The following is a 22,309-nucleotide window of genomic DNA, read 5'->3' as shown; positions in this document are numbered from 1 at the left end:
TAACATGAACAAGAATAGTTTATTGGCTCTAGGGATTGGGTTTATTGCGGGTGTAGGTTTAACTTGGGGCTACTTTAATGCAGCTTCAAGTCATCCTGAATCTGTTAAGTCGCAGCCAAGTTATGAAAAACAGCAAAAGCTTCATACTGAACAACAAAGTAATGAGGTATTAAGTAATGCAGACTCTGCAGTACCTGAGCAAGTCGCTAGTATAGAGCCCGCTGAAGACACGCCTCCAACCTATTCAGAAACCCAAATGCTTGATGAACTACCTTTAGAAGAGCAAGTAACTCAGCTTAAGCTGCAACTCGCCGAACAGAAAGCGACAGTTAAAAGCATTTTAAAGCAAATGAGAGGTCCTTCAGATTTTGAGAAGATCTTACGTGATAAATTTGAAAAGCAAACGCGTGACGAAGAATGGGCTTATCGTACTGAAATGGCATTACAAGATTTTTTATTAACAGCTGATTTAGCGATTATACCCGATGTTGTTAGTGCAAAATGTAAAACGACGATATGTGAATTTGAACTAGCCGCACCCGCTGATAACGACACATTTGATAATTCTCAATGGCGAGAGCTAAACGACAAGTTGATGAAGCAAGAGTTTTGGCAACAATTTAAAAGCACTACCTCCACATCAAGCGATAGCGAGCTTAAATTGTTGCTAAGTACAGAGTTTTAAGTAATACCAACTTTATGTAACAGGTATAACCTGTGATTCTATAGAGCCATCAACGAGCTCTGTAATCAAAACATCGCCTGTTTTAATTTGCCCCACAGATTTAACCACTTTGCCTTGTTGTGTTTTAGTGATGCTATAACCGCGCGCTAAAACATTAAGCGGACTTACTGAATCTAACCTGCTAGCCTGCAGTGCTAAGCTATTATTCGCTTGCTGTAACTGATGCTGTATAGCTTGGTTTAGCCTAGCTTGTAATTGCGAAAGTTGATGGCTTGCTGTAGCGAGTTTTTTATCGGGTGATTGGCGCATTAAACGCGGCGTTAAGTTATTGAGTGTGCGTTCTTGCTGGTATAAACGATTACGCATCGCCTGTTGCAGCGCAATGCTTAGCTCATCCAAACGTTGTGATTTTTGATTAAGCTGATTACGCGGATGACATAAATTAAGGCGGTGTTGTAACTGCGTTGCTAGTGCGCGCTTGTCGGCAATGCCGTGCTTAAACGCGTTAGATAAACGATTAACTAATTGCGTTACTTTGTTGTGTAACTCTTGCGTATTTGGGCTTACAAGCTCAGCTGCGGCTGATGGGGTCGCTGCACGAACATCAGCAACGTAATCGCTAATAGTGGTATCTATTTCGTGGCCTACCGCACTTACTATCGGTAATTCACTTTTGAAAATAGCGCGGGCGAGCTGTTCGTGATTAAAACACCATAAATCTTCAAGTGATCCGCCGCCTCGCCCTAAAATAAGTACGTCTACTTCATCACGTGTGTTGGCTAATTCAATTTGGTTAATTAAATGCACGTGCGCTTCTTTGCCTTGTACCATCGCAGGGTAAATAATGACTTCTAGCTGCGGTGCACGGCGTTTGAGTACCGTTAAAATATCTTTTATAGCAGCGCCGGTTGCTGAGGTAATAACACCAATGCGATTAATATTTTGGGGTAATGGCTGTTTGTGAGCAGAGCTAAATAATCCTTCGGCGGCTAAACGCATTTTAAGCGCATCAAATTCTTGTTTTAGCTGACCTTCGCCTGCGGGTTCCATATGCTCAACAATAAGCTGGTAGTCACCGCGAGGTTCATAAAGCGATACACGCGCTTTTACTGTAACTTGTGCGCCATTTACAGGGCGGTAGCTTTGGTTGCGATTATTGCCTCGCCACATTGCGGCTTTAATTTGTGCTTTATCGTCTTTTAACGAAAAGTACCAATGTCCAGATGCAGGGGTAATAAAGTTAGAAATTTCGCCCGTGAGCACTAAAGATGCAAAACCTTGCTCAAGGATTGTGCGAATTTCTCTATTAAGGCGTGAAACGGTGTAAACCGCCTGCGAAGGCTTCGAAAACATAAAAAACAACCTAAAACTATTTATTGCACTACTTTATCATAAATATTTGCGAAATATTATTTACTCATGCCAACAACGCTGTTAAAATTTGGCCGCAATTCCTTATCTTAGATCCACATGTGAGAAGTTGCCAAAATGCTTAGAATCGCTAAAGAAGCTCTTACCTTTGATGACGTACTTTTAGTACCTGGTCATTCTACTGTTTTGCCACACACGGCAAATATTTCAACTCGCTTAACGCGTGGTATCAAACTTAACTTGCCGCTTATTTCAGCATCTATGGATACTGTTACAGAAGCTCGTTTAGCTATTGCCCTTGCGCAAGAAGGTGGTCTTGGTTTTATTCATAAAAACATGACTATTGAAGAACAAGCGAAAAACGTACGTAAAGTTAAAACCTACGAAGCAGGTATTGTTTCATACCCTGTAACGGTTACTGCCGATTTAACAATTGCAGATGCAATTGAGCTTTCGCACGAAAAAGGTTTTTCAGGCTTTCCGGTTACCGATAGCAATAATGTGCTTGTAGGCATTGTTACTAGTCGTGATATGCGTTTTGAAACTAAGCTTGAACAGCCTGTTTCTACCGTTATGACTAAAAAAGAAAAGCTTGTTACCGTTAAAGAAGGCGCAGCACGCGAAGAAATTTTAGGCTTAATGCACGAACACCGCATTGAAAAAATCCTTGTTGTTGATGATGAATTTAAACTTAAAGGCATGATCACAGTAAAAGATTACCAAAAAGCCCAAGACAAACCTGACGCATGTAAAGACGACCAAGGTCGTTTACGTGTAGGTGCTGCTGTAAGTGTTGGTGCAGGTACTGATGAGCGTATTGCTGCATTAGTAGAAGCGGGTATTGATGTTTTACTTATCGATACATCGCATGGTCACTCTCAAGGTGTTATTGACCGTGTTACTAAAACGCGTAAAGAGTACCCAGACTTACAAATTATTGCAGGCAACATAGCAACAGCTGAAGGTGCGATTGCACTTGCTGATGCGGGAGCGGATGCAGTTAAAGTAGGTATCGGCCCAGGTTCTATTTGTACTACACGTATTGTTACCGGTTGTGGCGTTCCACAAATTACCGCTATTTCAGATGCTGTTGAAGGCTTAAAAGGTCGCGACATTCCTGTTATTGCTGATGGTGGTATTCGTTTTTCTGGTGATATTGTTAAAGCACTTGTTGCTGGTGCATCGTGTGTAATGGTGGGTTCACTTCTTGCTGGTACTGAAGAAGCACCAGGTGAAGTTGAATTATACCAAGGCCGTTATTACAAATCTTACCGTGGTATGGGCTCATTGGGCGCGATGGATCAAAAAGAAGGTTCATCAGATCGTTACTTCCAAAAATCAAACGAAGCAGACAAGTTAGTACCTGAAGGTATTGAAGGTCGCGTAGCTTACAAAGGTCCTATTGCAACGATTATTCATCAGCAAGTGGGCGGCCTACGAAGCGCTATGGGCTTAACGGGTTGTGCAACAATTGAAGAGCTAAATACAAAACCACAATTTGTACGTGTTACTTCAGCCGGTATGGGTGAGTCGCACGTTCATGATGTGCAAATCACTAAAGAAGCACCAAATTACCGCTTAGGTTAAGCAGCGTAATTAATTTAATATACTGGGCTTGCTTTGCAAGCCCTCTTTTTAGTCGTTTACATTAACAAACGGCATTTAGCATCAGACTTTACGAGATACTCCATGAGCAAAGATATTCACGATTCACGAATTCTCATTTTAGACTTTGGTTCACAATACACTCAATTAATCGCCCGTCGTGTGCGTGAAATTGGTGTTTACTGTGAGCTTTGGGCATGGGATGTGACTGAAGAGCAAATCCGCGAGTTCAACCCACAAGGTATTATTCTTTCTGGTGGTCCAGAATCAACAACACTTGAAAACAGCCCGCGCGCTCCTGAGTATGTATTTAATGCAGGCGTGCCTGTGCTAGGTATTTGCTACGGTATGCAAACAATGGCAGCTCAACTTGGCGGAAGTGTACACAGCTCTGATAAAAAAGAGTTTGGTTACGCACAAGTAGAAAAAGTAGGCAGCTGTGCATTATTTGATGCAATTGAAGACAGCATTACCGATGGCGGCAACGGCATACTCGACGTATGGATGAGCCATGGCGACAAAGTAATGGATATTCCAGCTGGTTTTGCAACAACAGCTAAAACATCTACTTGTCCACATGCTGCAATGTCTAACGAAGAAAAACGTTTTTACGGTGTACAGTTTCACCCAGAAGTAACACACACGCACCAAGGTCAGCGCTTATTAGAGCGTTTTGCTATTGATATTTGTGGCTGTGAAAAATTGTGGACTGCTGCAAAAATTATCGATGATGCTATCGAGCGTATTAAAGAAACAGTTGGCGATGACGAAGTTATTTTAGGCCTCTCTGGTGGTGTTGATTCATCGGTTGTGGCTATGCTTATTCACCGTGCAATTGGCGAAAGACTAACATGTGTATTTGTTGATAATGGTTTACTTCGTTTAAACGAAGGCCAACAAGTAATGGACATGTTTGGTAATAAATTTGGCTTAAACATTGTTAAAGTTGAAGCTGAAGAGCAGTTTTTAAATGATCTAGCGGGTAAGTCAGACCCAGAAGATAAACGTAAAGCCATTGGTCATACGTTTATTAATGTATTTGATGAGCAAGCCAAAAAGCTTAAAAATGCAAAATGGTTAGCGCAAGGTACAATTTATCCTGATGTAATTGAATCAGCGGCATCTGCAACTGGTAAAGCGCATGTTATTAAATCTCACCACAATGTGGGCGGATTACCAGATGACATGAAAATGGGCCTTGTTGAGCCATTACGTGAATTATTCAAAGATGAAGTACGTAAGATTGGCCTAGAACTAGGTTTACCGTACGACATGCTTTACCGTCATCCTTTCCCTGGACCAGGTTTAGGTGTGCGTGTACTTGGTGAAATCAAAAAAGAATACTGTGATTTATTACGCCGCGCTGATGCGATTTTCATCGAAGAGCTTCACAAAGCTGAGCTCTACCATAAAGTAAGCCAAGCGTTTACTGTATTCTTACCTGTAAAATCGGTAGGGGTTATGGGCGATGCACGTAAGTACGATTGGGTTGTATCACTTCGTTGTGTGGAAACAATCGACTTTATGACAGCGCGCTGGTCACATTTACCTTATGAGTTTTTAGGTGTGGTATCAAACCGTATCATTAATGAAATAGATGGTATTTCTCGTGTTGTTTACGATATTTCAGGTAAACCACCTGCAACTATCGAATGGGAATAATTAATTTTAGTTTTAATTAACTAATTTTAAGTGATTAAAAAACGGCGAATTAGCATGCTAATTCGCCGTTTTGTTTATTTAAAAAGCAGTTAAACTAAAAGAGTGATTTTTCTCTTTACCTTTGGCGAAACTTCTCTATAATTCGTCGTCATTGCAGGGGCGTAGTTCCAATTGGTAGAACAGCGGTCTCCAAAACCGATGGTTGGGAGTTCGAATCTCTCCGCCCCTGCCATTTCTTCTTTACATCGTTTTTATTACTTCTTATATTGTTCAAATGTCTAATCTACTGAGTTGTTATGCATCCACGTTACGCAGCTATTTTTGATATAGAAAATCTTGAACTCAATCAACATTATTGTCCTCAAGCAAATGATCAAGCTAATACTTTATCGCAAAGCACGATAACTAGTTCTTTAACGCTAAATGAGCAACTACTTGCAGACATTAAACTCAGTGCAGAGCCTATTATTATAAATAGCGTTGTACAGGGCAGTGAGATGCAATTAAACGATAATAAGCTTACATTGCCAACCCCACAGCTCAACGCCTCTGAGAAGCGTGCTTTATGGGCTTTAATGAGTAAACACCTTGATAAACTTTAAATCAGTAGATGAAACTGCAATACCTCAATTAATGGCCATCGAAACAGCGTGTCATAGCCATCCGTGGACTTTAAATACAATGGGTTCATGTATAGGCGGGCGCTATTTTAATGTTGCCGCATTTGATGAGGCGAGCATGATTGGTTTTTATATTGGTGAAAAAGCAGGGCCTGATTTTACACTTATGGATATTTGTGTAACACCAAGTCACCAGGGTAAGGGTATTGCAAGGCAGTTGTTAGCGCAGTTTATTGAATATGGTGAGCAGCAAAATGCTGAAAACCTCTTTTTAGAAGTTCGCGAATCAAATACGCGTGCTATTGCGCTGTACGAGCGCGCAGGCTTTGCTGAGATGTCAGTGCGTAAAAACTACTACCCAAGCGATAACCCTGCTAAAAATGGCTTTGAAGACGCTATTTTAATGGGTATGGCGCTAGGTTTAAACTTTTCATAATTAAAGTCGGTAATTAGCATTTAAAATATAGAGCCGCTAAAGTACTGCATTTGTACCGTTTTGTAAGCTTGCTTTTTAGGTTACTTTGTCGCTAATTGCTTGCTCAATGGCTGCTATTAAATCATTTACCAACTCGTCTCTTGGTACTTTATTGTTACTTTTTAAGTTCTCTTCAAGTGCCGCAGCGCTATGGTAAATTTCATCAAAGTTAAAGCATCCAGAACTGCCTTTAACACTGTGCGCTATGCCTCTTAATGCTTCCCAATCATCACAATGCTGCAAAGCTTTAACTTCTTCTAAATATGTAGGTAAGTTAGCTAAATAATTATCGGCAATTTGCTGAAACTTTTCGCTCTTTAATAGGCTATCCCATTTATTTTGATTATCTTTTTCAAGATGCAGGTAGCTTACGAGTACGTTTTCCAGAGCATCTTTATCAATGGGTTTAGCCAGTGCTTTGTCGCAACCAGCTTCTAGATAAGTGCCTATATCATGGTTCATTACATTGGCAGTAAGGGCAATGATAGGGCCATCATACGCTGCATGACGAAGCATTTTAGTCGCTTCTAATCCGCCCATTACAGGCATTTGCATATCCATAATAATAAGTTGGTAGTCGTTTACGAGCGCCATTTCTACAGCTTGTGCGCCATTACTGGCAATATCGGGTTCAAGGCCCCAGGTTTGCAGTAATAATTTAATTAATAGTTGGTTATCTGGGTTATCCTCAGCCACTAATATATTGGCGTCGAAGCTATTGGTTGCAAACGATAAGAGAGGATCTTTCTCTGGTATTAACTGGCTTTCTTGCGTTAAAAACTCAAGCATGGGTTGATCATCAGATAGCTGACATGCCACCCTAATTGTAACTCGGCTACCTACACCCACTTCACTTTCAAGGTTTACATCGCCACCAAGTAACAGTGCTAAGTTTTTAGAAATACACAACCCAAGACCTGTACCACCAAAACGGCGTGTAGTTGTGGCATCGGCTTGTTCAAACGGCTTAAATACACGTTCTATTTGATGCTCAGACATACCAATACCAGTATCTTTAATTACAAACTCTAGCTTTTGACTTGCTTGTAAATAATGCACACAAATAGACACGCTACCATTTTCGGTAAATTTAACGGCGTTATTAGCAATGTTTATAAGTATTTGTTTTAAGCGGGTCACATCACTATAAATGGTGCGGGGTAGCGGCAGTTGATAGTCGATATTAAGGGTTAATTGTTTTTCTTGTGCCAGTGGTTGAATAATTGATTCAATGTCGTGCACAAGCTGCACTACGTTTAACGCTGACAAATCAACAGCCAGCTTTTCAGCTTCAATTTTAGATAAATCGAGTATGTTATTTATTAACTCTAGTAAGTGTTTTGAATTACGTAAAATAGTGCTTAGGTGTTGTTTGTCATTCGCTACTTTATCGTTGTGTAGTAACTGCTCTGTAAAGCCCATAATGGCCGTGAGCGGCGTGCGTATTTCGTGACTCATGTTAGCTAAAAAACGACTCTTAAGTTGATTAGCTTGCTCAGCTTGGCCAATAGCTAACTCAAGTTGGCTGTTCATAGCTTCAAGTGCTTGGGTACGACTTTCCACTTTATCTTCAAGGTGGTGTTTGTATTCTTCAAGCTGTTGTTGGTAGTGCCTTATTTGATTAACCATGTGGTTAAAGTCGTTAAATAAAACACCTACTTCATCATTTGTATGAGCTGGTAAGTGCACCGACAAATCGCCATCACCAACACGATGACTCGCAGCCCCGAGTAACTCAATTGGGTTAAGTAATAAATTGCGGACCACTACAAAAATTAATATTGGCAGGGTGATCACCGAAATAATAACAATTAAGCCTGTTATTAAACTTATGGCTTTACCTGATTGATAAAGCACCCCTTTGGGAATGGTCGATACGTAATAATATCCGCCAGGCATTTGCACTGCAAAAATCATTCGCTCTATTTTGTCTATGCTTGAGAGTTCAATAGTTGAAAGCATGCCGATATCAGCGAGGTCGTGCACTTGATTAAGTTCGTACTCGCTTATGTATTGGCCACGCATATTGTAATCGGAGCTAAATAAAATTTTCCCGTCTTTAGTCAACATTAAATTAAGCGTGTTGTTATATGGCGCTTCTAAAATACTAGAGTTTAGTATTGAAGGTTCTATATGTATTACAATAAAACCAAGCTGCTGTGGTCGTTTTAAATAGTAATCAACACTATAAATTCGTTGAATAAAATATAAACTAGTGGTGCCATCATCCTTTTGAATCATAAATTGCTGTTTACTTAAATTACTTTGCAATACTTGATTAAAAAACGGGTAGCTTTTAGGCGCTGTTGTTAGGTTGTTAGAGTAGTAGGCATCGCTTTTCCCACTGGCTGAAACTAAATTAATGCTAATTATATCGGGATAAGCCTCACTGTAACTGGCAAATACATCCATAAGCGCGCCAAGTTTTCGGGTGTAATTACCGTTGGCGCGAATGTCGTTTGCTAAAAAATCACTAAGTACTGGCGAGGTTGAAAGTAGTTTTGCTGTAGAGTGAAAAGAGTCGATATAATTAAATATTTTTTGCTGTTGTTGCTCAACAAAACGGCTCATTATTAAATCAGCTTGTTTTTGTGTTGAATTAGTTACATTGGTGAGCGTAAAGCCACCTAAAAATAGCAGCGGTAGAATAACAAGGGGTGTTATATACCATAATAATCTAATACTTAACTTACTGGTTTTCATGACCAAACGACTTATCCTCCATGCAATCTATCAATAATATGCGTTACGACTTTATTACACAAGCTTGTGGCGGTCTTGGTGGCTAAATTACAATCAGTAGTTGCATGGTATTTAGCTCTGTATTGGTGTTTTTTTATTTTATTAAGTTATTTTAATTTAATAAGTTACATGCTTATAACCGTTATTTTATTGTTCAAAAAAGTTTACATAAATTTACATCTTTTAAAGTCATTTTTTTAAAGATAAATGCTATCACTTAAAATTGAATATTCTAATTTACTCTCAGTTATAAATACCAGTGGGTTAACGCAGGGCTGTTAGCCGGGCCACTAGGTTATATTCTCAAGCAAGGCTTAAAAATTCTAATGGTGTGCAGAGGCTTGGTGTATTGAGTGCTGATCCTATTTATTTGGCTTATTACTGATTTTTTTGTACCTCATTTGCAGTTAGGCTTCCCAAAATCCATATTAATAAAAAAGATCAGCTAATAACCAACCATTGATTGTTTATAAGGCCAAGATCAGCGAAAATAGTCTTCAATTACGATTAACATAACGGATCGCATGTGAAGGGCCAATTTAGGGCTTTTCTGATGGTGTGTTGAGCTTTCGAGGTTGCTCTATACCAATTTTATTAAAACAAAATCGTTCTAGCGTATTAAATAACTCACTAACTACGTTAAAAATTATTCATAGAGAATAACTCTATGTCATAATTTCACCTTGTTATTGCGCTATTTTCTTATCGCTATAATAGATCACTACTTTAATGCAATTGGTATTATTTAAGCCTTGAAAGCTCAGCATACTTAAAGTGGATAATATCCGTATACAAACTAAAAGAACTTTTTTAATGGCAGATCAAAATCTCCTTAGTGAAATTAATAAACGACGTACCTTTGCTATCATCTCTCACCCGGATGCTGGTAAAACAACCATTACCGAAAAAGTATTGTTATTCGGACAAGCTATTCAACGAGCCGGCACTGTAAAAGGCCGTGGCTCTAACCAGCATGCAAAATCTGACTGGATGGAAATGGAAAAAGAGCGTGGTATATCGGTTACTACCTCGGTAATGCAATTTCCGTATAACAATGCGCTTGTTAATTTACTTGATACGCCAGGACACGAAGACTTCTCGGAAGATACTTACCGCACGCTAACAGCGGTAGATTCGTGCTTAATGGTTATTGATGCGGCAAAGGGTGTAGAAGATCGTACCCGTAAGCTAATGGAAGTTACACGCCTGCGTACAACGCCAATTGTTACGTTTATGAATAAGTGTGACCGTGAAATACGCGACCCAATGGAAGTGCTTGACGAAGTTGAAACAGAGCTAAATATTGCCTGTGCGCCCATCACTTGGCCAATTGGCTGTGGTAAAGAGTTTAAAGGTGTTTACCACATTCATAATGACGAAGCTGTTTTATACAAAACAGGTCAAGGTCATAAAATTCAAGAAGTTCGTACCATTAAAGGGCTTGATAACCCAGAACTTGATATTGCCATTGGTGAAGATTTAGCTGCGCAATTACGCGATGAGCTTGAGCTTGTTATTGGCGCATCAAACGAATTTGATTTAGAGCTGTTTTTAGCCGGTAAGCTTTCGCCTGTTTATTATGGTACTGCACTGGGTAACTTTGGTGTTGACCATGTTTTAGATGGTTTAACTAAATGGGCACCAACGCCATTACCACGTGAAACTGAAGACAGACTTGTTGTTGCAACTGAAGAAAACTTTACCGGCTTTGTATTTAAAATTCAGGCAAACATGGATCCAAAACACCGAGACCGTATTGCATTTATGCGTATTGTGTCGGGTAAGTACAGCCAAGGCATGAAAATGAATCACGTGCGAATTGGCAAGCAAGTGAGCATTTCTGATGCGGTAACCTTTATGGCGGGCGATCGTGAGCGAGCAGAAGATGCTTACGCTGGCGATATTATTGGTTTGCATAACCACGGTACAATTCAAATTGGTGATACATTTACCCAAGGCGAAAAACTTAAATTTAGCGGTATCCCTAACTTTGCGCCTGAATTATTCCGCCGTATTCGTCTTCGCGATCCGCTTAAGCAAAAGCAATTATTAAAAGGCTTAGTACAGCTTTCTGAAGAGGGTGCTGTGCAGGTATTTAGACCGCTTATAAACAACGATTTAATTGTGGGCGCAGTAGGTGTACTTCAGTTTGATGTGGTTGTAGCACGTTTAAAAGCTGAATATAACGTAGATGCTATTTACGAAGGTATAAACGTAAATACAGCACGCTGGGTAGAAAGCAGCGATGTTAAAAAGTTTGAAGAATTTAAACGCAAGTGCGAAAGTAATTTAGCACTCGATGGTGGCGATAACTTAACTTACATAGCGCCGAGCCGTGTAAACCTTAACTTATCGGTAGAGCGTTACCCAGAAGTAACGTTTAACCATACACGCGAAAACTAGAACTCATTCAAAGAATTAAAAGAAAGCCTGCTTTGGTGGGCTTATAAAGGTAAAAACATGAATATTCGTACTATTTTAATCGAAAAAGCTATTGCCGCTATGGCTGGCGCAGGCTTACCTGAAGACACAAACCCAGCAGTAACACAAAGCACACGTCCACAATTTGGTGATTACCAAATTAATGCAGCTATGGGCGCGGCTAAAAAAATGAAAAGCAACCCACGTGAGCTTGCGCAAAAAATTATAGATAATCTTGATGTAAGCGATATTGCTCAAAAGACTGAAATTGCTGGCCCAGGTTTTATTAATATTCATTTAAAGCCTGAATTTTTAGCGCAAAGCGTTAAAGCAGCTAATAGTGATGCAAAGCTTGCTGTAAATGAGCATGCTAACCCGCAAAAAGTGGTTGTTGACTATTCATCACCAAACCTTGCTAAAGAAATGCACGTAGGCCATTTACGTTCAACCATTATTGGTGACTCAATTGTGCGTGCGCTTGAATTTAGAGGCGATACGGTTGTACGTCAAAATCACATGGGTGATTGGGGCACGCAATTTGGTATGTTAATCGCGCATTTAGAAGATCAAATTAGCCAAGGTGTAGATTTAGATTCTGTAGCGCTTGCTGATTTAGAAACCTTTTACCGCGATGCTAAAAAACGCTTTGACGACGAAGAAGGCTTTGCTGATAAAGCACGTAATTACGTTGTTAAATTACAAGGCGGCGACGCGCACTGTGAAAAACTTTGGAAACTGTTTATAGCCACCTCAGTTAAGCACTCTGAAGAAGTATATAAGCGTTTAAATGTAACACTTACTCAAGCTGATATTATGGCTGAAAGCGCATACAACGCAGAACTTAACGATATTATTAGCCTACTTAAAGATAAAAATATTGCAGTAGAGTCGCAAGGTGCGCAAGTTGTGTTTTTAGATGAACTTGCCAACAAAGATGGCGAACCATCTGCGTTTATTGTACAAAAATCTGGCGGTGGCTTTTTATATGCAACAACCGATTTAGCGGCATGTGATTATCGTTCAAATAAATTAGGTGCTGATCGTATCTTAATTTTTGTAGATGCACGTCAAAACCTACACTTTAATCAAGTAGAGCTTACAGCGCGTAAAGCAGGTTTATTACGAGACGAAACAAGTTACGAGTTTTGCCCGTTTGGCACCATGATGGGCGCCGATAACAAACCATTTAAAACACGTACTGGCGGCACAGTAAAACTTGCTGACTTATTAGAAGAATCAATTAACCGTGCAGCTGCAAAACTAGCTGAACGTGAGTCTGATTTAAGTGATAGCGATCGCAGCGAGATTGCACGTAAAGTAGGTATTGGCGCAGTTAAATACGCCGACCTTTCTAAGCACCGTACCAGCGATTACATTTTTAACTGGGACAGCATGCTAAGCTTTGAAGGCGCAACCGCCCCTTACTTACAATATGCTTATACACGTATACGCAGTATTTTCCGTAAGTCAGGCGTTGATGCAGCTACATTAAATTCAGATGTTGCAATTATTGAGCCTCAAGAAAAAGCACTAGCACTTAAGCTACTACAGCTTGAAGAAGTACTTGATTTAATGATCAGCGAAGCAACACCGCACGTACTATGTGGTTACTTATATGAGCTAGCAAGCTTATACATGACATTTTACGAAGCCTGCCCAGTACTTAAAGAAGGCGTAGAGCCAAGCGTGCGCGATAGCCGTTTAGTGTTGTGTAATTTGGTTTCTAAAACACTAGAAACGGGATTAGATTTGCTAGGTATTGAAGTTATGGAGCAAATGTAATCACCTTCTGCTGCGTGTAGTTCGCTTTGACTGCGTTGTCGTGCTTTTTTAGCCTAAGTCACATACTAAATGTATGCTCCTTGGCATAAAAAAGCACTCCGTCTTGTCAGCACTTCTACACTTGCAGATATCTGAGTTGTGTAGTTCGCTTTAGCTGCGTTAAGAAGTTTATTTAGCCAAAGTCACATACAAACCGTATGCTCCTTGGCATAAATAGTTTTACCGCCTTGCTAGGACTCCTACACTTGCAGATATCTGAGTTGTGTAGTTTACGTTGTAGGTTGGGTTGAGTGAAACGAAACCCAACGATACACCTGAGACTCTATGTTTACTGCTATCGAATGCACTCGAGACTCGGTGTTATTGCTATCGCATGCACCTGAATCTTAATATTTGTTATTACTCAACATCTAATGTTTTAAGCTCGCTACTCTAAGCTCTATTTAAAGGACTTGTTATGAAACTCGAAGATATCCGTCGTGAATACCTGCAAGACGCGTTAAGCGAAGATAACTTGCAAGATGATCCGTTTAAGCAGTTTGGAACATGGCTTGAGCATGCAGTGGCAAGCCAGTTACCCGATCCAACTGCGATGGTTGTAGCAACTGTTGATGAAACCGGTCAGCCTTCACAGCGTATTGTGCTTTTAAAGCATTTGGATGATAACGGTTTTGTATTTTTTACCAATACAGGTTCGCGTAAAGCGCAAGAGCTTAAAGGTAATAACAAAATATCACTGCACTTTCCGTGGCACCACATGGAACGCCAAGTTATTGTATATGGCGAGGCTAAACCATTGCCTACCTCTGCTGTGGCAAAGTACTTTTTATCTCGTCCTAAAGAAAGCCAATTAGCGGCGTGGGCGTCAGCGCAAAGTCGTCCGGTGTCATCACGTAAAGTACTCATGGAAACCTTCGCCAACATGAAAAATAAGTTTGCTAAAGGTGAAATTCCACTCCCTGATTTTTGGGGCGGATATTGTGTAGTACCCACTAAAATTGAGTTTTGGCAAGGTGGGGCGCATCGTTTGCATGATCGCTTTATATATCAGCGCCAAGCAGATAACAGCTGGCAAATTACACGCTTAAACCCTTAATTAAAAGATGAGTAAGTAACCGTGCAATTTATTGACTCTCATTGCCACCTCGACTTTAGCGAGTTTGATTCGAATCGTGAATCGCTCATAAACGAGTGTGTAGCAAAGGGAGTTAATCAGTTTGTTGTGCCGGGTATTACGCTTGCTCAATCGCATACTCTCATAAAACTCAAAGCAACTTACCCAAGTATAAAAATAGCCGCAGGGCTACATCCTTACTTTTTAGAGCAACATAATGAATCGCACATAGAAGCGTTATTTGAATTCGCGACTGCAAATAAGTATCAGTTGGTAGCTATTGGGGAGTGCGGGCTTGATCGAAGTATTGAAAACCTTCCTAAACAAACTTATTTATTTGAGCAGCAAATAGGGCTTTCTAATGAGCTTAACTTACCGCTCATTGTGCATCATAGGCAAAGCCATGATTTAATTGCGCAATCGTTTAAGCGGTGTAAGCCAAAAAACGGGGGAGTGATCCATGCATTTTCAGGATCACTTCAACAAGCGCAGTACTATATTAAGCAGGGTTTTAAGCTTGGCATAGGCGGTGTTATTACCTATGATCGCGCAGTTAAAACACGCGCTGTTATTGCTGCTATTGAGCCAGAGCACTTAGTACTTGAAACCGACTCACCTTCAATGCCGTTAAGCGGTCATCAAGGTGAAGTTAACACGCCACTGCATATACCTGATGTATTTAACGCGTTATGTGATTTAAAGCCACATAGTGAAAGAGGGACGCTTGCAAAGCAGCTTTACGATTCTTGTTCAGATGTTTTTTGCATATAGCGATTTACCTGCCAACGTTTTAATCCACGCCCTAACTGCCACGTAAAAATACATGCAATCACTAGCATTAATAGTACCTGCCGACCTAAGTCATGAAAATGATTATGGCTGTCTGATATTGCGGCGCGAGTTAAATAAGTAACAGACACAAAGCCTATAGGGCGGTCATCATCGCTTATCACGGGTTCCATAAAAGGTGTTTTTAGTTTACTAATACCCGGTGTAGAGTCAGGGAGTTGTCCATAAATATGATGTGACTGCCAATTGTCACTGCTAGCAATTAAAATGCCTTGTTGATCATAAATAGTCGCAGAAAGCACAAATTCATCTTTACTTATGTCGTTACAAATGGCGTTGAGCTGTGGTTTGTTTTTTTCAATAAGCGGTGTTTTAACATTTAAAGCCATAAACTGAGTGAGGCTTTTTGCCGTGCTATCGGCACTATCATAAAGTAACTGATGACTCTGAAAACTACTATTAACACCTACCCAGCTTAGTAATACAAAACAACCAGCCGCTAGTATTAAGCGAACAAGTCGTTTTCTTTGAGAAGCCGTAATAGGGTTTTTAATATGGTTATTTTTCATAGTCACCGTTTATGCTACTGACAGCATTTTGATTTGATGTTACAACTACACTAACTATAACCTTAAACCCCACCTGATGGCGAATTTAGTGTTGAGAATACCAGTTATGATATGCCAATTATCAGGAAAATAAAAATAAACACGGAGATCCCATGTCGCAAATCAACATGGCACAGCAAGCTGCTGAGCAACCATTACAACACTTAACTCTAAATAAATGGTTTAGCTATAGTGGTGGTGTATTTACACCTCTTGATTATATACCAAACAAAGCATTAGGGTTATTTAGCATCGCATTTGCGGGTGATTTTGAAGAAAAACACATTGTTAGCATTATTGGTTTTTTAGCTATGCATAACCAAACCGTCACTGCTATATGCCAATATCAACCAGATTTAGGGTTAGCTCCAGCACTGTGTTTTTACGCGCAAAACTCCGATCAAGCTATAAACCCGTTAGTACTACAAGAGTTTTCAAACACTCTAGATTGTCAATTAGTGCAAGTTGCTACTGCGCCTAATTTATATGAGCCTGGTTTATTGGTTATGGATATGGATTCAACTGCAATAACTATTGAGTGCATAGACGAAATAGCACGGCTTGCGGATGTTTACGACGAAGTTGCCTCTGTAACCGCACTTGCAATGGCGGGTAAACTTGATTTTAGCGAGAGTTTAAATCAGCGTGTAGCTAAACTGGCTGGTATTGAAAAAAGCTTAATTGAAGAACTAAAAAGTGCATTGCCACTCATGCCGGGTATTAAAGTGCTGTGTCAAATTCTAAAACAGCATGACTGGTATTTAGCAATTGCATCAGGTGGTTTTGTACCGTTTGCAGAGCGCGTTCAAGAGCTTATTAATTTAGATGAAGTGCACGCTAATGTACTCGAATTTAAAGACGATAAACTAACAGGTAAAGTACTGGGTACAATTGTAGATGCACAACAAAAAGCAATTATTCTAGAGTCGTTACAACATAAACTAGGGCTTGAGAAGTCGCAAACAGTTGCTATTGGCGATGGCGCAAACGATTTAATCATGATGGCTAAAGCTGGCCTAGGTGTAGCAGTGCATGGCAAACCTAAAGTAGTTGAGCAAGCACAAGCGGCTATTTGTGAAGGGTCATTATTGCAATTGCTGTATATGTTGGCTATTCCGTTAGATAGAGAGCCCGCTCTTTAAAGTTGTTTAAGTTAAACCGCTTAGCGTAAGCGGTTTAACCAAATTAGTTTACGGCGGCCCATTTGTTCAACTTGCTCTTTTTTAAGCTCTAAATGGCTTAGAGCTTCTTCAGTTATATCTACTACGTCCCCCACGCCTGCAACAGCCCATAATGCTTCTTCTAAATCTTTTGCTTTATGCATTGCATATTGGCTTACGTATTTAAGCTCATTAGATAGGTAGTCAGTATCGGGGCGACCTGTGCGCGAAATATACAAACGCATCACAAATATAAGTTGTGATGTAATGCCTTTACTAATTTGTTTATAAAAGCTTGAGTAGTCTTCACCTAAAGCGCATTGGCTAACAATAGCCTCTTCAATTTTGCCCTTACGAGGGTCGAAATTAATAGCGAGTGTAAAAGCAAGCGGTGCATCTTGGCGACTGCGATCTTTAATATTAGGCGTTATTACATTAATAATTTGCTCTTCGGTAAGAATACTCGAAAAGTCAGTTTTGTTACCTAATAAGCCAAAGTTTTGCAAAATAACATGCATAGGACTGGCGTATAAGCCATAACCAATTGCACCTGTTTTAAAGTGTGCAGCTTCTTTGTGTAAATACAGCGGAAATTGGCATACACTTTTTGTGACCATATTTCTAAGCGCGGTAGATAAGCCTTCTACTTTAGCGGCTTCTTCAGATACTTTAAGTTTGTCTTTATTACCTTCTATTAGCTGAGTGAAAAAAGTCACGCCAGCATGGGGTAAATCAGCAACACGATTCGCTTTTAGGTTAATAGTAGTGAATGACTTACTAATGGCCATTATTTCGTACTTTAGTTCGCTAAGTTTATGCTTTTTAGTTATTTTTTGAAGCTCAGGAAATGTTAAAAGTACTATATCACCTTTTTTAAATGTGACTGGTTGCTCGCACTCTAATTGCAAACCCATTACAGAAAAGTCACGTGTATAACCGTTAAATACTTCATCATTAATAGTGACGCTAACCGGTGTTTTATAAAGGTAGCGCTTATGCGAGCGTAAATTTACGTATTCAAGTGGCACAATATCTAAATAAGGCGGCGTTTTATGTTTTGCGTGGCCAAAATGTTTAAGCTGATTTACTAACGCTTTATCAAAAGTAAGTTGTTTATAATCTGCTTGCTCTGTTTTATTGCCAATACTTGTAAGTACAACAATATATTTAACGTCTTTTATAAGGCCTTTAACTCTAGGGGAAGGCGGCTTGTTGAGTTTTTCAATATTAGCGCCAGCACTATTAGGTAATGAAAGCGGTATAAAAGAATCATCTGGATGACTTGGCATTATTTGTATTTTAAAGCACTGCCAACTTTCTTTTTGGCTACCAAAACCTAAAAATAGATCACGTAATTTAGGGTTATTATTTAGCTCAGTTCGTGTCGCAGAGTAATAGTAAATTTTACCCGATGATATATGTGTAAATGTATAGAGGTAATCTTCTTTGACCGCGGTAATTTGGGTTAGTAATTGTGTAATGCGCTGATGATTGAGTATATTGTACAAACACGGTGTTTTTCTTTCATCGGTAAAATAGCGCTGGATAAAAATATTATTTTCAGTAGTAAGGCTAAGGCTTGGGTAATACTGTTCATCTTTTTTGCTTAAAAATACATATAAAGACGTTACACGAGGGATGTAGTATTGCTCATACCCCTTTGATACTACAGCATCGAGCGTGTTATCTAAATTTACTTTATAACGACGTTTATTACCGTGAATAAAGCTTTCTAAAAAGTCATTAAAGGCATCGTTATTTTCGATATAAGTGCGTTTTAAGCGAATGTGGTTGTATTCACGAGAGATATTTTCAACGGCAACAACTTCGTATTGAATACCGTTTTTTAGGCCAAGTTCAAAGTCTTGTTCAAGGCCTACCAAGCGCATTGCTATTAGTTCACCTTTTTTTATAGAGTAGCGCGTTGCAAGCTTAACTTTACAACCGCTTAAAGATATATCTGAGGTGCTAGCAGCAATGTTCTTTTTATCTTTGTAATCAATAGTTACTTTTATTGAGTAATTCATCCGTTCTTCACGGCGGCTCTCGTAAGAGGCAAACTTAATTACTTCAGTGCTTAAGTTACTTTCTGATTCTTGTAGTTCTGATTTTTCGGCGGCTTGTTTTTGTAATACGCGGTGGTTATTTTCTGTATTCATTACGGCTTCGTAAACGGCTAGGGTATATTCACCATGCTGTTTAAGTGCTTTTTCAAACACTTCAATGGCTGTGTCATCCATAAAGTGCTGTTTACCATTATGCTCATACGGTTTTACTTGGCCCGTCACTAATCCACGAAGATCAACAAAGCGTGCCACTGGCTGAGATAAGCGTGACATTTCCATTTTCATCAAAAATTGCTCAGGTTTGGTTAACCCAGCGGTTTTTGATTTGAAAATTAGGTCAAATTTAGCATTGCCTAAATATGTTTTTAACTCATTCACGAGGTCTTCGTGTTTGAGCATTATGTCATCAGCCATTTATAAAACCATCACCGTCTAATTGAAAAAGTAGGTATACTGTTAAGTCCATTTATTAGAAGTTCAATAAACGTTAAATCGCGCTATGTTGTTAATATAGGTACAATTATTTTAGTTACTACTGTTTAGCTCTTGTTATTATGTGTTATATGCCATTTTGTTGGCAAGTTACTTTAAACTATTTCAAAGCAAAAAGTATGCCCTAAATTATAGCTAAAAAGAAACACCATGTGTATTTAATGATTGTGACGCTAGATTTTTACGCAGGCAAGAGTTTGTTGCTAAGTAAATGCTTGAAGTGGCAAAATAAGTTATTAACAGTAAATGTTTTTAAAATTAGAGAATCGTAGATAAGGTTATAAATGACTAAAGCGGCAAAAATAGAGTTTGTGTGTACAGAATGTGGCATGAACTACCCACGTTGGCAGGGTCAATGCCGCTGCGGTGCGTGGAACACATTAGCAGAATTTAAACCTTCAGCAGGGCAGAGTAAAAAAGCGTCAGTTCGAGCAAATGTAGGTGGTTATGCTGGCGGTGCTGGTGGCGGCTCTAAAAAAATTAATGATATTGCTACGTCAGAGGCAGAAAAACAGCTGACAGAAATTGGCGAGCTCGATCGTGTGCTAAGCGGTGGTGTAACTACCGGCTCTGTTAATATAATTTCGGGTGATCCAGGTGCTGGTAAAACAACATTGCTATCTGACCTAGTCGCGAGAATGTCACAACGTATGCCGTCACTTTACTGTACGGCCGAGGAGTCATTATCGCAGTTTAAAAACAGGGTAAATCGTTTAAAGTTAAACTATAACCCTGACGAGCTTTATTTACTTTCAGAAACCAGTGTTGAAACCATCATTGAAGAGCTCGAGAAAAATAAAATTAAGTTTGCTGTTATTGACTCTATTCAAGCGGTTGTAACCGAAACGGCAAATGGTAGCCCAGGTTCCCCTTCGCAAGTAAAAAGTGCCGCCCAAGCATTGACTCAATACTGTAAGCAAAATGATGTAACCATGTTCATTATTGCTCATGTAAATAAAAATAACGAAATAGCAGGTCCTCAAACACTTGTACATATTGTCGATGCGCTTTTACACATAGACACCAATGATGGGCAAATTCGAACCCTTAGGGCAAATAAAAACCGCTTTGGTGATATAGATACCGTTGGCATTTTTAAAATGTGCGAACGTGGGATGTTAAGCGTTGATAACCCGAGCGAAATATTTTTATCGGGGTCTACAACCGACTCGCCAGGCTCTACAATTACCTGTATCCGTAAAGGGAATCGAAATCTACTACTTGAAATTCAGTGTTTAACGACCGAAACCGAGGCGGAATTTCCGCAGCGTGTGTGCGTTGGTTTAAACATGAACCGCATAAAAATGCTGACTGGCATATTACGAAAACACACTAAAACCAAAATATTCCACGATACGTTTTTTAATATTGTGGGTGGCCTAAGAATTGATGAAACAGAAACTTGTATTGATTTAGCATTGGTTACCGCGTTACTTAGCAGCTTAAACGAATTTGTTGTGCCTCGTACCACGTGTATTATGGGTGAGCTTAGCTTAAATGGCGATGTACGCCCAATTGACAGTGGAGTACCACGTGTTAAAGAAGCGGCACAACATGGTTTTACAGAAATATATATTCCATTTCGTAATTACCATAAGTCGATGGAAGGGCTGGGCGCTAAAATTACCCCAGTTAAAACAGTACATGAGTTGCTTAGTTTAATTAATTAATACTTACGGGTGTTAATGTGTAATGTTACTCTTAATAAAACTCGGTTTACACAAAGAATAGAATAAGGAAATAACATGAAAAAGTTAGTAATAGTTGCAGCGATTGTAGCTGCGGGCGTTGGTGGCGTGAGCTATGCAAATTATGTAGCTACACAAGAAGTGCGTGCAGAAGTAGATAAGCAACTTGCTTTAGTAAGCGAGCAAACTGGCGCTACATTTAAATACGCTGGTTTATCGGCAAGTGTTATTTCAAAAAGCATAGAAATAACAAACATGGAAGTAATAAGCCCAGAGGGCGACAATGTTGCTAATATTCAAAGCATTGAAATAACAGGTTACGAGCCAGATAAAATATCACCGCATACATCATTTGATGTAAAAAGCTTTCAGTTTGATAAAGACTTTGTTTCAAAATTACCTGCTGATACAAACGAAATGCTCGCGTCGGCAAGTTACGACTTACATTCATCACTTGATTACGATGAAGAGTCTGGCAATAGTGATGTAGTAGTTAAGCTTGATGCAAAAGACATTGTTAGTTTTAATATGGATATGGGCTTGGCTAATTCAAAAGCATTAATGGATGCTTCATTGGCGATTAGTAAAGCGCAGCAAGAAGCGGGTAACCAGCCACTTACTTATGAGCAAGAGTTACAGCAGCAAACACTTGTTATGCAAGCAATGAGTAAGTTAGAGCCGCGCAATGTTAGCTTTGCCTTAAATAACCAAGGTAAGTTAAAAGACTTACTATCAAGTGAGCTTGAAAAGCAAGGCATGACGCTAGAGCAAATGGAAATGATGTTAGAGCAGCAGTTACAACAAGCTCCTGTAACTGAAGATATTGCAGAGGCTTTAACTAGCTTTGCTAAAGGTTTAAATTCATTCAGTGTGTCTGCAAAGCTACCTGAAGGTAAAACTATGATGGAAATTAACCAACAAGTTATGATGCTAGTAGGGCAACCTGAAGAGCTAGTTAAGTTTATTAACTTAGAAGTTAAAGGTGATTAGGCCTTAGTTTTGTATTAATAAAGGCGCCAATTGGCGCCT

16 protein-coding genes and 1 tRNA gene are annotated in these 22,309 nt (G+C 39.5%); 13 read left to right on the top strand and 4 right to left on the bottom strand.

From position 1 onward, the window contains the following. Positions 1 to 4 precede the first annotated feature (4 nt). Positions 5 to 685: a hypothetical protein gene (locus tag GQR38_RS04265; RefSeq protein WP_165721066.1), complete on the top strand. Its 681-nt coding sequence runs from the start codon at positions 5 to 7 to the stop codon at positions 683 to 685. A 12-nt stretch (positions 686 to 697) separates the two neighbouring features. Here GQR38_RS04265 and xseA read toward each other — a convergent pair whose 3' ends face one another. Continuing rightward, positions 698 to 2,038: an exodeoxyribonuclease VII large subunit gene (xseA, locus tag GQR38_RS04260; RefSeq protein ID WP_165721065.1), complete on the bottom strand. Its 1,341-nt coding sequence runs from the start codon at positions 2,036 to 2,038 to the stop codon at positions 698 to 700. A 135-nt stretch (positions 2,039 to 2,173) separates the two neighbouring features. Here xseA and guaB point away from each other — a divergent pair, with 135 nt between their 5' ends. The 5 genes from guaB (at position 2,174) to rimI (ending at position 6,379) form a co-directional block, all read left to right on the top strand. Then, complete coding sequence (gene guaB / locus GQR38_RS04255) at positions 2,174 to 3,643, top strand: IMP dehydrogenase (RefSeq protein WP_002958783.1); 1,470 nt, start codon at positions 2,174 to 2,176, stop codon at positions 3,641 to 3,643. 102 nt (positions 3,644 to 3,745) lie between these two features. Further along, positions 3,746 to 5,323 carry a glutamine-hydrolyzing GMP synthase gene (gene guaA / locus GQR38_RS04250; RefSeq protein ID WP_024606053.1) on the top strand — a complete coding sequence of 526 codons (1,578 nt, stop codon included), beginning with the start codon at positions 3,746 to 3,748 and terminating at the stop codon, positions 5,321 to 5,323. Between the two features lie 155 nt (positions 5,324 to 5,478). Next, positions 5,479 to 5,555 (top strand) — tRNA-Trp (locus GQR38_RS04245). Positions 5,556 to 5,619: 64 nt separating this feature from the next. Then, positions 5,620 to 5,925, top strand: a complete 306-nt coding sequence (locus tag GQR38_RS04240; RefSeq protein ID WP_165721064.1) for a hypothetical protein — start codon at positions 5,620 to 5,622, stop codon at positions 5,923 to 5,925. Next, positions 5,912 to 6,379 (top strand): ribosomal protein S18-alanine N-acetyltransferase, encoded by a 468-nt coding sequence (gene rimI / locus GQR38_RS04235; RefSeq protein ID WP_007581622.1) that lies wholly within the window; start codon positions 5,912 to 5,914, stop codon positions 6,377 to 6,379. The genes GQR38_RS04240 and rimI overlap by 14 nt, the downstream gene beginning before the upstream one ends. A gap of 75 nt (positions 6,380 to 6,454) precedes the next feature. Here rimI and GQR38_RS04230 read toward each other — a convergent pair whose 3' ends face one another. Then, the gene (locus tag GQR38_RS04230; protein WP_165721063.1) at positions 6,455 to 9,121 is read right to left on the bottom strand and encodes an ATP-binding protein; all 2,667 of its coding nucleotides are present in this window, start codon (positions 9,119 to 9,121) and stop codon (positions 6,455 to 6,457) included. 852 nt (positions 9,122 to 9,973) lie between these two features. Here GQR38_RS04230 and prfC point away from each other — a divergent pair. The 4 genes from prfC (at position 9,974) to GQR38_RS04210 (ending at position 15,248) form a co-directional block, all read left to right on the top strand. Continuing rightward, the gene (prfC, locus tag GQR38_RS04225) at positions 9,974 to 11,563 is read left to right on the top strand and encodes a peptide chain release factor 3 (RefSeq protein ID WP_165721062.1); all 1,590 of its coding nucleotides are present in this window, start codon (positions 9,974 to 9,976) and stop codon (positions 11,561 to 11,563) included. 57 nt (positions 11,564 to 11,620) lie between these two features. Further along, positions 11,621 to 13,363, top strand: a complete 1,743-nt coding sequence (gene argS / locus GQR38_RS04220; protein ID WP_165721061.1) for an arginine--tRNA ligase — start codon at positions 11,621 to 11,623, stop codon at positions 13,361 to 13,363. Positions 13,364 to 13,820: 457 nt separating this feature from the next. After that, the gene (gene pdxH / locus GQR38_RS04215; RefSeq protein ID WP_165721060.1) at positions 13,821 to 14,459 is read left to right on the top strand and encodes a pyridoxamine 5'-phosphate oxidase; all 639 of its coding nucleotides are present in this window, start codon (positions 13,821 to 13,823) and stop codon (positions 14,457 to 14,459) included. Positions 14,460 to 14,480: 21 nt separating this feature from the next. After that, the gene (locus GQR38_RS04210) at positions 14,481 to 15,248 is read left to right on the top strand and encodes a TatD family hydrolase (protein WP_165721059.1); all 768 of its coding nucleotides are present in this window, start codon (positions 14,481 to 14,483) and stop codon (positions 15,246 to 15,248) included. Here GQR38_RS04210 and GQR38_RS04205 read toward each other — a convergent pair. Beyond that, positions 15,215 to 15,835 (bottom strand): AhpA/YtjB family protein, encoded by a 621-nt coding sequence (locus GQR38_RS04205; RefSeq protein ID WP_007581635.1) that lies wholly within the window; start codon positions 15,833 to 15,835, stop codon positions 15,215 to 15,217. The genes GQR38_RS04210 and GQR38_RS04205 overlap by 34 nt on opposite strands. Positions 15,836 to 15,987: 152 nt before the next feature. Here GQR38_RS04205 and serB point away from each other — a divergent pair, with 152 nt between their 5' ends. After that, entirely contained in the window at positions 15,988 to 17,016 is a 1,029-nt protein-coding gene (serB, locus tag GQR38_RS04200; RefSeq protein ID WP_165721058.1) for a phosphoserine phosphatase SerB, read from the top strand. 20 nt (positions 17,017 to 17,036) lie between these two features. On the opposite strand, the gene GQR38_RS04195 is transcribed toward serB, so the two are convergent. Then, positions 17,037 to 19,514 carry a PilZ domain-containing protein gene (locus GQR38_RS04195; protein WP_024608996.1) on the bottom strand — a complete coding sequence of 826 codons (2,478 nt, stop codon included), beginning with the start codon at positions 19,512 to 19,514 and terminating at the stop codon, positions 17,037 to 17,039. Positions 19,515 to 19,876: 362 nt separating this feature from the next. Here GQR38_RS04195 and radA point away from each other — a divergent pair, with 362 nt between their 5' ends. Beyond that, positions 19,877 to 21,262 (top strand): DNA repair protein RadA, encoded by a 1,386-nt coding sequence (gene radA, locus GQR38_RS04190; RefSeq protein ID WP_024590039.1) that lies wholly within the window; start codon positions 19,877 to 19,879, stop codon positions 21,260 to 21,262. Positions 21,263 to 21,337: 75 nt separating this feature from the next. Next, positions 21,338 to 22,270 carry a hypothetical protein gene (locus GQR38_RS04185; RefSeq protein WP_165721057.1) on the top strand — a complete coding sequence of 311 codons (933 nt, stop codon included), beginning with the start codon at positions 21,338 to 21,340 and terminating at the stop codon, positions 22,268 to 22,270. Positions 22,271 to 22,309: the final 39 nt, after the last annotated feature.

This window comes from Pseudoalteromonas sp. c7(2019), from assembly GCF_011378625.1.
In the GTDB taxonomy this organism is placed as follows: domain Bacteria; phylum Pseudomonadota; class Gammaproteobacteria; order Enterobacterales; family Alteromonadaceae; genus Pseudoalteromonas; species Pseudoalteromonas arctica.
This window is presented reverse-complemented; position numbering and strand designations above follow the sequence as displayed.

What these genes read in the sequence shown, in the direction of transcription:
- GQR38_RS04265 (WP_165721066.1), top strand. Translation starts at nt 5, where the DNA reads ATGAACAAGAATAGTTTATTGGCTCTAGGGATTGGGTTTATTGCGGGT.
- xseA (WP_165721065.1), bottom strand. Translation starts at nt 2,038, where the DNA reads ATGTTTTCGAAGCCTTCGCAGGCGGTTTACACCGTTTCACGCCTTAAT.
- guaB (WP_002958783.1), top strand. Translation starts at nt 2,174, where the DNA reads ATGCTTAGAATCGCTAAAGAAGCTCTTACCTTTGATGACGTACTTTTA.
- guaA (WP_024606053.1), top strand. Translation starts at nt 3,746, where the DNA reads ATGAGCAAAGATATTCACGATTCACGAATTCTCATTTTAGACTTTGGT.
- GQR38_RS04240 (WP_165721064.1), top strand. Translation starts at nt 5,620, where the DNA reads ATGCATCCACGTTACGCAGCTATTTTTGATATAGAAAATCTTGAACTC.
- GQR38_RS04230 (WP_165721063.1), bottom strand. Translation starts at nt 9,121, where the DNA reads ATGAAAACCAGTAAGTTAAGTATTAGATTATTATGGTATATAACACCC.
- prfC (WP_165721062.1), top strand. Translation starts at nt 9,974, where the DNA reads ATGGCAGATCAAAATCTCCTTAGTGAAATTAATAAACGACGTACCTTT.
- argS (WP_165721061.1), top strand. Translation starts at nt 11,621, where the DNA reads ATGAATATTCGTACTATTTTAATCGAAAAAGCTATTGCCGCTATGGCT.
- pdxH (WP_165721060.1), top strand. Translation starts at nt 13,821, where the DNA reads ATGAAACTCGAAGATATCCGTCGTGAATACCTGCAAGACGCGTTAAGC.
- GQR38_RS04205 (WP_007581635.1), bottom strand. Translation starts at nt 15,835, where the DNA reads ATGAAAAATAACCATATTAAAAACCCTATTACGGCTTCTCAAAGAAAA.
- serB (WP_165721058.1), top strand. Translation starts at nt 15,988, where the DNA reads ATGTCGCAAATCAACATGGCACAGCAAGCTGCTGAGCAACCATTACAA.
- GQR38_RS04195 (WP_024608996.1), bottom strand. Translation starts at nt 19,514, where the DNA reads ATGGCTGATGACATAATGCTCAAACACGAAGACCTCGTGAATGAGTTA.
- radA (WP_024590039.1), top strand. Translation starts at nt 19,877, where the DNA reads ATGACTAAAGCGGCAAAAATAGAGTTTGTGTGTACAGAATGTGGCATG.
- GQR38_RS04185 (WP_165721057.1), top strand. Translation starts at nt 21,338, where the DNA reads ATGAAAAAGTTAGTAATAGTTGCAGCGATTGTAGCTGCGGGCGTTGGT.